Origin of the sequence: Streptomyces kebangsaanensis (genome assembly GCF_001906585.1) — a bacterium.
Classification (GTDB): domain Bacteria; phylum Actinomycetota; class Actinomycetes; order Streptomycetales; family Streptomycetaceae; genus Streptomyces; species Streptomyces kebangsaanensis.
Genome location: NZ_JUJA01000163.1, coordinates 142,155 through 154,404 on the forward strand (window position 1 = coordinate 142,155; position 12,250 = coordinate 154,404).

A 12,250-nucleotide genomic window follows, 5' to 3' on the forward strand; every position below is an offset into this window, starting at 1 on the left:
AGGTCCTGGTCCTGGACGAGCCGACCTCGGCGCTGGACCCGGCCGCGGCCGAGGAGGTCCTCGCCGTCCTGCAGCGGCTGGTGCACGACCTCGGCACGACGGTCCTGATGGCCGAGCACCGCCTGGAACGTGTCGTCCAGTACGCCGACCAGGTCGTCCTCCTGCCCGCTCCGGGCGCCGCCCCGCTGCTGGGCGCCCCGGCCGACGTCATGGCCGTCTCCCCCGTGTGTCCGCCGGTGGTGGACCTGGGCCGGCTGGCGGGCTGGTCCCCGCTGCCCCTGACCGTGCGGGACGCCCGCCGCCGGGCCGCGGGCCTGAGGGAGCGGCTGGACGGCCGGGGGCCCGTGCCCACGGCGGCGGCACCGGCCGCCGCGGCGCCCCCGGTTCCCGTACCCCGCCAGGCGTCGCGGTGGCGGCTGCGGCGGCGGACCGCCCCCGGGGCCGCCCCGCCGGACGCCCCCGTGGCCGAGGTCCGCTCCCTCGCCGTGCGCCGCGGCGGCATCCAGGCGCTGCGGCGCGTCGAGCTGTCCGTCGCCCCCGGCGAGACCGTCGCGCTCATGGGCCGCAACGGCGCCGGGAAGTCCACGCTGCTGGGCTCGCTCGTCGGGCTGGTCGAGCCGTCCGGCGGGTCGGTGCGGGTGGGCGGCGCGGTCCCGCACCGTACGCCGCCGCGCGAGCTCGTACGGCGGGTCGGCCTCGTCCCGCAGGAGCCGCGCGACCTGCTGTACGCCGACACGGTCGCCGCCGAGTGCGCGGCGGCCGACCAGGACGCGCAGGCCGCCCCCGGAACCTGCCGGGCGCTGGTCTCCGAGCTGCTGCCCGGGGTCACCGACGACACCCACCCCCGCGACCTGTCCGAGGGCCAGCGGCTGGCGCTCGCGCTCGCCGTCGTGCTCGCCGCCCGCCCGCCCCTGCTGCTGCTCGACGAGCCGACGCGCGGGCTGGACTACGGCGCGAAGGCCCGTCTGGTCGCCCTGCTGCGCGAACTCGCCGCCGAGGGGCACGCCATCGTGCTCGCCACGCACGACGTGGAGCTGGCCGCGGAGCTGGCCCACCGGGTGGTCCTGCTCGCCGAGGGCGAGGTGATCGCCGACGGCCCGACGGCCGAGGTGGTGGTGTCCTCCCCGTCCTTCGCCCCGCAGGTCACCAAGATCCTGGCCCCACAGCGGTGGCTCACGGCGGCCCAGGTCCGCGAGGCGCTCGCATGAAGTCCGCGCACCCCGTCGTTCCCCAGGCACGGCCCGTCCGCCTGGGCCCCCGTTCCCTCGCCGCGCTCGCCCTGGTCAGCGCCGTCGGGGTGGCCGCCTTCACCTGGCCGTTCCTCGCGCCGCCCGCCTCCCAGCTCAGCGCGCACGCGCAGGACGCGCCCTGGCTCTTCGCGGGGCTGCTCGTCCTCCTCGTCGCCGTGGTCGCCGCGACGATCTCCGAGTCCGGGCTCGGCCCGAAGGCCGTCGCCATGCTCGGGGTGCTCGCCGCGACGGGCGCCGCGCTGCGCCCGATCGGGGCCGGGACGGCCGGCATCGAGCCCATGTTCTTCCTGATGGTGCTGAGCGGCCGGGTGCTCGGGCCGGGCTTCGGGTTCGTGCTGGGCTCGGTGACGATGTTCGCCTCCGCGCTGCTCACGGGCGGGGTGGGGCCGTGGATGCCGTTCCAGATGCTGGCCATGGGGTGGTTCACCATGGGCGCGGGCCTGCTGCCGGGCCCGGACCGGCTGCGCGGCCGTGCGGAGCTGGTTCTGCTGGCCCTCTACGGCTTCCTGGCCGCCTTCGCCTACGGCACGGTCATGAACCTCGCGGGCTGGCCCTTCATGGGCACCCTCGCCTCCTCCATCGCCTTCGACCCGCACGCGGGCGTCCCCGCCAACCTGGCCCGCTTCGTGGCGTACTGCCTGGCCACCTCGCTGGGCTGGGACCTGGGCCGGGCCGCCGTCACCGTCGTCCTGACCCTGCTCCTCGGCCCCGCCGTCCTCAGGGCGCTGCGCCGCGCCACCCGCCGGGCCGCCTTCGAGACGCCGGTCACGTTCGACGAGCCCGCGCCGCGACGGCGGGCGGTCGAGTGACGCCTGGCCGGAGGGGAGGAGCCGTACCCGTGCGGGAGCCGGTGTGCCAGGATGCCGCCCATGGTGAACGTGGGCCGTCATCTGGCCGATGATGAAGAGCTGGTGCACGCGACCCGCCAGCACTGGACCCAGATGGTGGGCGAGTTCGTCGTCCTACTGCTCGTCTGGGCCGTGGCGGGCGCGCTGGTGTGGGTGATTCCGTCCGGCCAGGACTGGGGCACCGTGGCCCGGTACGTGGTGCTGGGCCTGGCGGTGATCGTCTCCGTGTGGTTCTGGCTGCGGCCGCTGCTGATATGGCGCAGCACCGTGTACATCGTCACGACGAAGCGGGTCTCCGTGCGCAAGGGCTTCCTGACGAAGACGGGGCACAGCATCCCGCTGGCCCGCGTCAACGACGTGGAGTTCCGCGCCACGTTGTGGGAGCGGATCCTGCGCGAGGGGACGCTGACCGTCCAGTCGGGGTCGGAGCACGGGACGCTCGAACTGAAGCACGTGCCGGACCCGGAGGGTCTGCAGGGCCTGATCTACGCGGCGGTGGAGGACGAGCAGCGCAGCCACCAGTGGGGCAGCGCGGTACCGCCGGTCACCGGGTGACGTCCGCCCGCGCCTCCCCCCGCGCGACCTGCCTGAACCGCGGGGAGACGTTCCCTGTCAGGGGTGGAGGGCCGCCTCGCCCGTGACGTGGACGCCCGTCTCCTCCCCCGGGCGTACCGGTACGGGGCCCGCGATCCGGATGTCGACCGGGGTGTCGTGGCCCTCGACGGCCACGGTGACCATGGCGTCGTGGCCGTAGTAGCGGACGTCGGTGACGGTGCCCCGGACCGCGCCGGCAAAGTCCGGGGCGGTCAGCCGGAGTTGCTCGGGGCGAAGCAGGACCGTGCCGGCCCGGAGCCCGTCGGAGGGGGCGGTGAGGGGCACCGGGCCCAGCGCGGTCAGGGCCGTGCCGTCGCCGTCGACGGTGCCGGGGAGCAGGACGGCTTCGCCGACGAAGCGGGCGACCCAGGGATCGGCGGGGCGCCGGTAGAGGTTCTGCGGGGTGTCGCACTGGGCGACCTCGCCGTCGCGCACCACGGCGACGAGGTCGGCGGTGGACAGGGCCTCCTGCTGGTCGTGGGTGACGAGCAGCGCCGTCGCGCCCGTGGCCCGCAGCGCGGCCCGCACGTCCGCCCGCACGCCCGCTCGCAGTGCACTGTCCAGGGCGTTGAACGGCTCGTCCAGCAGCACGAGTCGGGGGCTGGGAGCGAGTGCGCGGGCCAGTGCGACGCGCTGTTGCTGGCCGCCGGACAGCTCGTGCGGCATGCGGTCGCCGTATCCGGCGAGGCCGACCAGTTCCAGCAGTTCCCCGGTGCGGCGCCGCCGTTCGCCGCGGTCGGCGCCGGTCAGTCCGAAGGCGACGTTGCGGGCCACGCTCAGGTGGGGGAAGAGGGCGCCCTCCTGGGGCACGATGCCGATCCGGCGCCGCTCCGGCGGGAGGTGGACGCCGGGCCCGCCGAGGAGCCGGTCGCCGAGCCGGACGGTGCCGGTGTCGGCGCGCAGGAAGCCGGCGACGATCCGCAGCAGGGTCGTCTTGCCGCAGCCGGAGGGGCCCAGGACGGCGGCCAGCGCCCCGGCCGGAACGGTGAGGCCGAGGCCGCGCAGGACCGGTTCCCCGGCTCCGTAGGACTTGGTGAGCCCTTCGACGCGCAGTTCGTTCATGTCGCTCATGTCGTTCGTGTCGTTCATCGGCGGTGCCTGCCCAGCAGGTAGGAGGGTACGGCGGCCAGCAGGATCAGCGCGGCGGCGTAGGGGGCGGCGGCCGCGAAGGATCCCGTGCCGGTCTCGGTCCACAGCCGGGTGGCGAGGGTGTCCATGCCGGTGGGGCGCAGCAGGAGGGTCGCGGGGAGTTCCTTCATGCAGACCACGAAGGTGAGCGCGGCCCCGGCGGCCACCCCGGGCGCGGCGAGCGGCACGGTGATCTCGCGCAGCACCTGCCACGGCCGCCGCCCGAGGGAGCGGGCCACGTCGTCCAGGACGGGCGGCGCCTGGAGGACGGCGGCGCGGGTGGCGGCCACCGCGACGGGCAGGAACAGCACGGCGTACGCGCAGATGAGCAGCGGGAGCCGCTGGTAAAGGGGGTAGGCGTAGCGGACCGCGAAGAAGACCAGCGCGAGGGCGACCGTGATGCCGGGCAGCGCGTGCCCCGCGTACGCGGCCTGCTCCAGCAGACGGGCGCCGCGCCCCCGGTACCGGGCGGCGATCACCCCGACCGGCAGGGCGAGGAGCGTGGTGAGTCCCGCGCCCGCGGCGGCGACGCCGAGGGTGGCCCAGGCCGTCTCCGCGAGCCCGCCCAGGTCCCAGGTGGCCGAGTTGCCGACGGCCAGCCAGTACCCGAGGACGGCCAGGGGGAAGACCACGGCGACGGCCGTCACCGCCGCGCACCACAGCAGGGCGGGCGGCCGCCAGCGGCCGAGGGCGAGCGGGGCCGCCGGGCGGGCGGTGCCCTTTCCGGTCCTGGCGTGCCCGGCCCGGCCGCGCGTACGGGCCTCGGCGGCGACCAGCGCGATCGTCATCACCACCAGCACCACGCTGAGCGCGGCCGCCGGGGTGCGGTCGAAGGAGGCGCGGTAGGAGGTGTGGATGGCCAGGGTGAACGTGTCGTACCGCATGAGCGAGACCGCGCCGAAGTCGGAGAGCGTGTACAGCGCGACGAGCAGGGCACCGCCGCCGGCCGCCGGGCGCAGTTGGGGCAGGGTGACGCGGACGAACGTCCGCAGCGGCCCGTGGCCCAGGGAGCGCGCGGCCTCCTCCTGTGCCGGGTCGAGGCCCCGCAGCGCGGCGGTGACCGGCAGCAGGACGTACGGGAAGCTCACCAGTGTCATCGCGAGCGCGGCCCCGCCGAACCCGGCGAGTCCCGGCGCGGCCGACAGCCAGGCGAACGCCGTGACGTAGCTGGGCACGGCGAGCGGCAGGGTGGCCAGGACCGCCCAGGCGCGGGCCCCGGGCAGTGCGGTGCGCACGGTCAGCCAGGCCAGCGAGACCCCCAGCAGCAGGGAGGCCGCCACGACCACGGCGGTCAGGCCGAGGCTGCGGGCGAGGAGGTCCCGGGTGCGTTCGTCGGAGACGATGTCCCAGGCGTGGGCGGGGCCCCTTTCCAGGGCGCGGACGGCGAGGTAGCCGAGGGGCAGCAGGGCGAGGAGGGCCGCGGCGCAGGCGGGTACGAGCAGCACCAGGGGCGGCCTCCGGCCGGCCGTACGCCCGCTTCCCGGCGTACGCGCCCTTCCGGGCAGGGGCGGGCGGGGGGAGCGGGCCGAACGGGGGGTCCGGGCCGGACTGTTCCGGCCCGGGCCCTCCGCGCGTTCGGTGGCGGACGGCGAGGTGTGCACGGCGGGTCAGACCAGACCCTGTTCCTGGAGCATGGTCAGCGTCTGCTGCAGGGACTCCAGCCTGCCGAGGTCGATGTCGGGGGACTCGAGCGACGCGAACGGCGGCAGGTCCTTCACCGAGCTGGTGACACCCGCGGCCAGCGGGTACTCCTTCGTCTCGTCCGCGAAATAGGTCTGTGCCCTCTTCGACAGCAGGAAGTCCAGGGCCTTCTGGGCGGCCTCGCCCTGCCCGGTGTCCTCGAGGATGCCCGCGCCGGCGACGTTGATCAGCGCGCCGGGGTCCTTGCCGGGCAGGAAGTGCAGCTGGGCGGCGACCTTGTCCTCGCCCTTCTCGGCGACCCGCTCGTACCAGTAGTAGTGGTTGACCAGGCCGAGGGAGGCCTCGCCGGACTCGACGGCGTCCAGGACGGCGAGGTTGTTGGCGTAGGCCTTGGCCCCGTTCGCCTTCAGGCCCTTGAGCCAGGTGCGGGTGGCGTCGTCGCCCTCCAGGACCCGCATTCCGGTGACGAAGGCCTGGAAGGAGGCGTTGGTGGGCGCGAACCCGACCTTGTCCTTCCACTCCGGCTTCACGACGTCGAGGACGCTGTCGGGGAGCTTGTCCTCGCGGACCTTGTCCGGGTTGTACGCGAGGACGCGGACGCGTCCCGAAAGGCCGACCCAGTCGCCGTCGGAGCCGCGGTACGCCTTGTCGACCTTGTCGAGGGTGGCCGGCGGCAGCTTCCGCAGCACGCCCTCCTTGGACAGGGCGCCGAGCGCGCCGGCGTCCTGGGAGAAGAACAGCCCCGCCTTGGTGCGGCGGCCCTCCTCCAGGATCTGGGCGGCGAGTTCCGCGCTGTCGCCGTAGCGCACCTCGACCTTGGTGCCGACCGCCTTCTCCAGCTCGCCCAGGAGCGGCTTGACGAGCTTCTCGTTGCGGCCGGAGTAGATGACGAGGGTGGAGTCCTTGTCCTCGGCGTTCTCGGCTCCGGCGCCGCTGTCGTCGGAGCCGCAGGCGGCGAGGGCGGGGAGCAGCAGACCGGCCGCGGCCAGCGCGGTGATCCGGCGCACCGGGAGGCGTCGCATCGTGTGGTGCCTTCCTGCCACGGCCTGCTCGTGTGCCGCTGGTCAGGTGGGTGGAAAGCGGGCGGCGAAGCACTGCGATGGCTTGTTTTCGACCATGTTATGAATAAGGTAAACCTTACCTAATCGTCAAATCGACTCGGGGTGGCCGGCGGTTCATCCCAGTTTTCGGCAGTACAGGGCGTCCGGGGTCCTGGCGGAGCCCAGCCGACCGGTCCAGGCGATTCCGGCCGCGTACTCGTCGTCCGCGCACTGGCCCTTGTAGTGGCCGTGCGCGAAGTCGCCGCCCCGGGGGTCCGGGCCCCTGTTGTCGCTCCGGTCGAACCAGACGGTCCGGCCGCCCGTGCCGAGCGTCCCGGCCGGGGCCGCGGCGCACAGGGCGGCGGAGACGGCGGAGCCGCGGACGCTGTAGCCGGTGAGGAACCGGCCGTCGGCGCACTGGAATTTGGTGTATCCGGAGGCCCAGTCCCGGCCCGGTGCGACATGGCGCTCGTCGGTGACCACCTCGTGGGTGCCGGCCGGGTCCGTCAGGGGCCCGGTGGACACGTCCGTGCACAGGCCGCGGTTGCCGGTGTGGGCGAGGCCGAGGAGGCGCTGTCCGTCGGGGCAGACGGCCTTGCGGGCACCGGGGTTCCAGTCGGGCAGGGCCCGCATCCGCCGGGAGGCGACGAAGTCGCCGTGGTCGGGGCTGAGCATCGACCAGCGCGCCACGGGGTCGACGTGGCCGGTGCGGCCCGTGGCCCGGACGAGCCGGGTCCAGGCGGCGGCCCGCCAGTCGTCCCCGTCGTAGAGGCCCATGCGGTGGCCGCCCGCGTCCCAGTGCAGCAGGGCCCAGCCGTTGCCCTTGCGGTCCTCGTGCCAGCCGACGAGCGGCCAGTACGCGAAGTCGGCGTCGGTGCGGATCAGGTGGTCGACGAAGTTCTCGAACCAGGCGCGCGGCGCGGCGCCGGTCTCCTCACGGCCTCCGACGCCGAACTCGCTGATCCAGACGGGAGCGGTGAAGTGCTGTCCCTGCTCGGCGGTCACGAAGAACGCCTGGCGGTTCAGTACGTCGACCAGTTCGGTGGGCGTCAGGTCGCGGTAGCGCGGGTCGCTGGTCTCGCCCAGTCCGGTGGCACCGCTGTGGTTCGGTCCGGTGTAGTCGTAGAAGTGGGCCGAGTACACGAGCTTGCCGGAGTCGACGAGCGTGTGCGAGAGGCGGCGTACGGGTTCCAGGGTGGGGCGTCCGTGCGCGAAGCCGTCGACCGGGATGCCCGTCCAGTTGATGCCCTCGACGACGATCAGGAGGTCGGGGTCGGCCTCCGTCAGGATGCGGTCGCCGAGGCGCTGCGAGGCGGCGAACCAGTCGTGCTGGTCCCCCAGGCCCCAGTTGGGGTCGTCCCAGACGCTGCGGCGCACCTCGTTGTAGAGGTCGGCGCCGACGACCCGCGGGTTGTCCTTGTAGCGGCGGGCCATGAAGAGCCAGTCGTCCTCCCAGGCCCCGGTGGACCGGCTCGCGTTCCAGCGTTCGTTGCCGTCGACTCCGCAGCACCAGCGGGTCGTGTTGGTGTGGTTGTTGAGGATCACCGCGAGGCCGGCGGCGGTGAGTTCGCGCACCACCGCGTCGTACACCTGCAGGGGTGTCCTTCCGCGCAGGGAGGGGTTGGCGGCGACGGCGCGGTCGGTGACGGGGCGGCTGTCGTGGATCATCTCGTTGGAGAAGGGCAGCCGGACGCTGTTGATGCCGATCTCCCCGAACCCGGCGATGATCTCGGCCATGGGCGCCCGGTCCAGGCCCAGCGGGATCCGGCCGGAGTTCTCCCCCGCGTGGTGGTTGGCGTCCTCCTCGGCACTGCCCGACCCGTTCCAGGTGCCGCTGGCCCCGTGCCAGTTGCCCGACCGCAGTCTGAAGCGGTTCCCGTGCGCGTCGACGATCCAGCGGCCCCGCGTGCTGAGCGGCGGCGTCCAGTCCGCGGCGGTTCCGGACGGCACGGTGGTTCCGGACGGTGCGGCGGTTCCGGACGGTGCGGCGGTTCCGGACGGTGCGGCGGCCTCGGCGCCGGGCTTCCGCGCCGCGGCGGACGCGGGGGCGGGCGCCAGGGATGCCAGGGGCGCCAGCAGGAGTACGGCGGCCAGTGTGGCCCTGACGAAGGCTCCGCGCACGGTGACCGTCCCGAATGACGTGGCTGTCATGGACGCATCAGCATGGTGGACGGGGGGATGTTCGTCCAGACCTCACGAAGCAGGCTCGTCGCCGGGACGGCCGAGGGGCGGGAGGACCGCGCTCCCTCGATCACCGCCGGGGCCCGCGGCCCCGGCAGCGCGCACGTCGGCGCGGAGCCCGCCCCACCACCGGCGCGCCGCCCACGGCGTCGGGGACCCGGTGGACGGCGGTGGCCACGACGGCCGTGCCGCTTTCCGTCCGGTCGACGACAGCGCGCGGGCGGTCCGGTTGCGCTCGCGGGGCGCGAGAAGAGTCACAGCGCGGAGCCGCGGAACGCGGCCGGCGGGGGACCTGCGTGCCTGCACAACGGGCATTTGGATGCAGTATGCACAGAGTCGCGTACGGTACGTAAGGGGACCAAGCAGTCCTATGGTCGATTTTCGGCCTGCTGTGCGTGGGTCGTTTCCGGCCCGCCCGCCAGCGCCGACGCGTGGGTCATGCCCCTGTCCCCGTCGAAAGGTAGGCGAGCGAGCCTTGTCGGCCCCCGCAGTCACCGCCCCCCGGCACGTGTCCCTCACCAAGAGCCCCGACGCCACCGTCACCGATCCAGCGCTCGTCAGGCGTGCCGTGAGGGCGGCCGCGCTGGGCAACGCGATGGAGTGGTTCGACTTCGGCGTCTACAGCTACATCGCGGTGACCCTGGGCAAGGTCTTCTTCCCCTCCGGCAACCCGACGACACAGCTGCTCTCCACGTTCGGCGCCTTCGCCGCGGCCTTCCTGGTGCGCCCGCTCGGCGGCCTGGTCTTCGGCCCGCTCGGCGACCGCGTCGGCCGCCAGAAGGTGCTGGCCTTCACCATGATCATGATGGCCGTGGGCACCTTCGCGATCGGCCTGATCCCGTCGTACGCCACGATCGGCGTCGGCGCGCCGCTGCTGCTGCTGGCGGCCCGGCTGGTGCAGGGCTTCTCCACCGGCGGTGAGTACGCGGGCGCGTCCACCTTCATCGCCGAGTACGCCCCCGACAAGCGGCGCGGCTTCCTCGGCAGCTGGCTGGAGTTCGGCACGCTGGCCGGTTACGTCGGCGGCGCGGGCCTGGTCACCCTGATGACGGCCCTGCTGTCCTCCGACCAGCTGACCGCCTGGGGCTGGCGGATCCCGTTCCTGATCGCGGGCCCGATGGGCATCATCGGCCTCTACCTGCGGACGCGCCTGGAGGAGACCCCGGCGTTCGCGGCGGAGGCCCGCAAGGCGGAGTCGAGCCGTCCGAAGGTGCCGCTGCGCGAGATGATCACGGGCCAGTGGAAGGCGCTGCTGCTGTGCGTGGGCCTGGTGCTGGTCTTCAACGTCACCGACTACATGCTGCTGTCGTACATGCCGAGCTATCTGACCAGTGTGCTCAAGTACGACGAGACGCACGGCCTGCTCGTCGTGCTCTGCGTGATGGTCCTGATGATGGTCGCCCAGCCGTTCGCGGGCGCGCTGTCCGACCGCGTCGGGCGCCGTCCGGTGATCGCGGCCGGCTGCGCGGGCTTCCTGTTCCTGTCGGTCCCGGCGCTGCTGCTGATCCGCCAGGGCAGCCTGGCGGCGGTGGGCCTGGGCATGGCCGCGCTGGGTCTGCTGCTGGTCTGCTTCACGGCCGCCATGCCGTCCGCGCTGCCGGCGCTGTTCCCGACCCGGGTGCGCTACGGCTCGCTGTCGATCGGCTTCAACGTCTCCGTGTCGCTGTTCGGCGGTACGACCCCGCTGGTGGTCACGGCGCTGATCGGCGCGACCGGCAACCTGATGATGCCCGCGTACTACATGATGGCGGCGGCGCTGATCGGCGGCGCGGCGGTCTGGTTCATGGCGGAGTCGGCGTGGCGGCGGATGGCCGCCCGCGAGCGCCTGAAATACCCTGGCAGCACTCCTTGCGCCCGGCTATATTCACCGGCACGGCTAGTTAGCAGACCTAACTAGGTATACGAAAGGCTTGGTGCATGAGCGACTCGCAGCTCTGGGACGACGTGGACGCCTACTTCACCGGCTTGCTCTCCCCTGAGGACGAACCCCTGCGGGCCGCACTGCGCGACAGCGACGCGGAGGGCCTGCCGCACATCAACGTCACGCCGAACCAGGGCAAGCTGCTGCAGCTCCTCGCCCGGCTCCAGGGCGCCCGCGCCATCCTGGAGATCGGCACGCTCGGCGGCTACAGCACCATCTGGCTGGCCCGCGCGCTGCCCGCCGACGGCATGCTGGTCTCGCTGGAGTACGACGCCCACCACGCCGACGTGGCCCGCCGCAACATCGCGCGGGCCGGGCTGGACCGGGTCGCCGAGGTGCGGGTGGGCCCGGCGCTGGAGTCGCTGCCCGGCCTCGCCGACGAGAACCCGCCCCCCTTCGACCTGGTCTTCATCGACGCCGACAAGGTCAACAACCCGCACTACGTGGAGTGGGCCCTGCGCCTGACCCGCACCGGCAGCCTGATCGTCCTGGACAACGTCGTACGCGGCGGCGGCGTCGCCGACGCCTCCAGCACCGACCCGAGCGTGCGCGGCACCCGGGCCGCGCTCGAACTCGTCGCCGAGCACCCGAGGCTGGAGGGCACCGCGATCCAGACCGTGGGCAGCAAGGGCTACGACGGCTTCGCGCTGGTGCGGGTGGTGGCGTAGGACCCGCGGGGGCCCTCACGTCTCCTGGTAGAAGCCGACGTTGATGCTGCGCGGGCTCGTACGGTCCTGGACGACGACCTCCCCGGAGCCTCCCCGGGGCAGCGGGACGGTCCCGCCGTAGGCGAGGGGCTGGGTGTACTCGCCGACGGCGAGGCGGACCTCGGAGGACGGGTCCGGCTGGGAGCCGCGCAGCCAGGTGACCTGCCAGGTGCCGTCGGGTCCGCACGCGAACTCCAGGTGGACCCGGGAGACGAACAGCCAGTCGTCGGGCGTCACCAGGCGGCACACGGCCCGGTCCCGGCCCACCCGCAGCACCGCGCCGGGGTCGCTGGGGGCGTCGGCCATGAGCATCCCGGCCGTGGCGCCCTCGTCCGTCCCGGAGACGGCGGCCATGGTGAGTTCGAGCACGTGCGCTCCTCGTGGTTCGGGGCGCGCGAGCCACTGCCTCGTGCCCGTACGCGCCCATGCCATGCGCGGAGCTCCGGGTCGGTGCACCGCGGCGGCATGATAAATCGCCCGGCCGGGGCACGTCCGGCACAATGAGCTCATGACCGAGCGAAAGCCACCCGGCGTTCCGTTCGGGTCCTGGGTCGACAAGCAGATCCGCGACGCGCAGGGGCGCGGCGAGTTCGACCGGCTGCCGGGGGCGGGCAAGCCGCTGCCGGACGACATGTCGTACGAGGAACTGTGGTGGGTCAAGAGGAAGATGGCCCGCGAGGGTCTGACCGCCCTGCCGCCGACGCTCGCGTTGCGCAAGGAGGCCGAGGACGCGCTCGCGGCGGCCCTCGCGGCCCCGGCGGAACGGGTCGTCCGCACCATCGTCGCGGACATCAACGCCAAGATCCTCGACATGATGCTCAAGCCGCCGCCCGGCCCTCCGCTGGGCCTGAAGCGGTACGACGTCGAGGAGGTCGTCCGCGAGTGGCGCGAGCGGCGGCGGGCGGCGGCCGAGTAGGCGGTCCGGGGGATCAGAGACGGG

General features: G+C 73.7%; 11 protein-coding genes. 6 read left to right on the top strand and 5 right to left on the bottom strand.

The window, feature by feature from the left end; translation table 11 throughout:
* The 3 genes from RH94_RS32360 to RH94_RS32370 form a co-directional block, all read left to right on the top strand.
* Positions 1-1,208 (top strand): ATP-binding cassette domain-containing protein (locus RH94_RS32360; RefSeq protein ID WP_234426183.1); only part of this gene is annotated, 1,208 nt, incomplete at its 5' end.
* Positions 1,205-2,059, top strand: a complete 855-nt coding sequence (locus RH94_RS32365; protein ID WP_073951895.1) for an ECF transporter S component — start codon at positions 1,205-1,207, stop codon at positions 2,057-2,059. The genes RH94_RS32360 and RH94_RS32365, both read left to right, overlap by 4 nt.
* Before the next feature lie 60 nt (positions 2,060-2,119).
* Entirely contained in the window at positions 2,120-2,653 is a 534-nt protein-coding gene (locus RH94_RS32370) for a PH domain-containing protein (protein ID WP_073951896.1), read from the top strand.
* Positions 2,654-2,710: 57 nt separating this feature from the next.
* Here RH94_RS32370 and RH94_RS32375 read toward each other — a convergent pair whose 3' ends face one another.
* The 4 genes from RH94_RS32375 to RH94_RS32390 all read right to left on the bottom strand — a co-directional run bounded on the left by RH94_RS32375 (position 2,711) and on the right by RH94_RS32390 (position 8,652).
* Positions 2,711-3,754 carry an ABC transporter ATP-binding protein gene (locus tag RH94_RS32375; protein WP_073952007.1) on the bottom strand — a complete coding sequence of 348 codons (1,044 nt, stop codon included), beginning with the start codon at positions 3,752-3,754 and terminating at the stop codon, positions 2,711-2,713.
* 23 nt (positions 3,755-3,777) lie between these two features.
* Complete coding sequence (locus RH94_RS32380; RefSeq protein ID WP_073952008.1) at positions 3,778-5,325, bottom strand: ABC transporter permease; 1,548 nt, start codon at positions 5,323-5,325, stop codon at positions 3,778-3,780.
* A 102-nt stretch (positions 5,326-5,427) separates the two neighbouring features.
* Positions 5,428-6,483 (bottom strand): iron ABC transporter substrate-binding protein, encoded by a 1,056-nt coding sequence (locus RH94_RS32385; protein ID WP_073951897.1) that lies wholly within the window; start codon positions 6,481-6,483, stop codon positions 5,428-5,430.
* A gap of 153 nt (positions 6,484-6,636) precedes the next feature.
* Positions 6,637-8,652 (bottom strand): glycoside hydrolase family 5 protein, encoded by a 2,016-nt coding sequence (locus tag RH94_RS32390; protein ID WP_073951898.1) that lies wholly within the window; start codon positions 8,650-8,652, stop codon positions 6,637-6,639.
* A 505-nt stretch (positions 8,653-9,157) separates the two neighbouring features.
* On the opposite strand from RH94_RS32390, the gene proP reads away from it, so the two are divergent.
* Positions 9,158-10,579, top strand: a complete 1,422-nt coding sequence (gene proP, locus RH94_RS32395; RefSeq protein ID WP_234426185.1) for a glycine betaine/L-proline transporter ProP — start codon at positions 9,158-9,160, stop codon at positions 10,577-10,579.
* 20 nt (positions 10,580-10,599) lie between these two features.
* Positions 10,600-11,271, top strand: coding sequence for an O-methyltransferase (locus RH94_RS32400; RefSeq protein WP_073951899.1), 672 nt, complete (start codon positions 10,600-10,602; stop codon positions 11,269-11,271).
* Positions 11,272-11,286: 15 nt separating this feature from the next.
* On the opposite strand, the gene RH94_RS32405 is transcribed toward RH94_RS32400, so the two are convergent.
* Positions 11,287-11,679, bottom strand: a complete 393-nt coding sequence (locus RH94_RS32405) for an FHA domain-containing protein (RefSeq protein ID WP_073951900.1) — start codon at positions 11,677-11,679, stop codon at positions 11,287-11,289.
* A gap of 139 nt (positions 11,680-11,818) precedes the next feature.
* Here RH94_RS32405 and RH94_RS32410 point away from each other — a divergent pair, with 139 nt between their 5' ends.
* The gene (locus RH94_RS32410) at positions 11,819-12,226 is read left to right on the top strand and encodes a DnaJ family domain-containing protein (protein ID WP_073951901.1); all 408 of its coding nucleotides are present in this window, start codon (positions 11,819-11,821) and stop codon (positions 12,224-12,226) included.
* Positions 12,227-12,250: the final 24 nt, after the last annotated feature.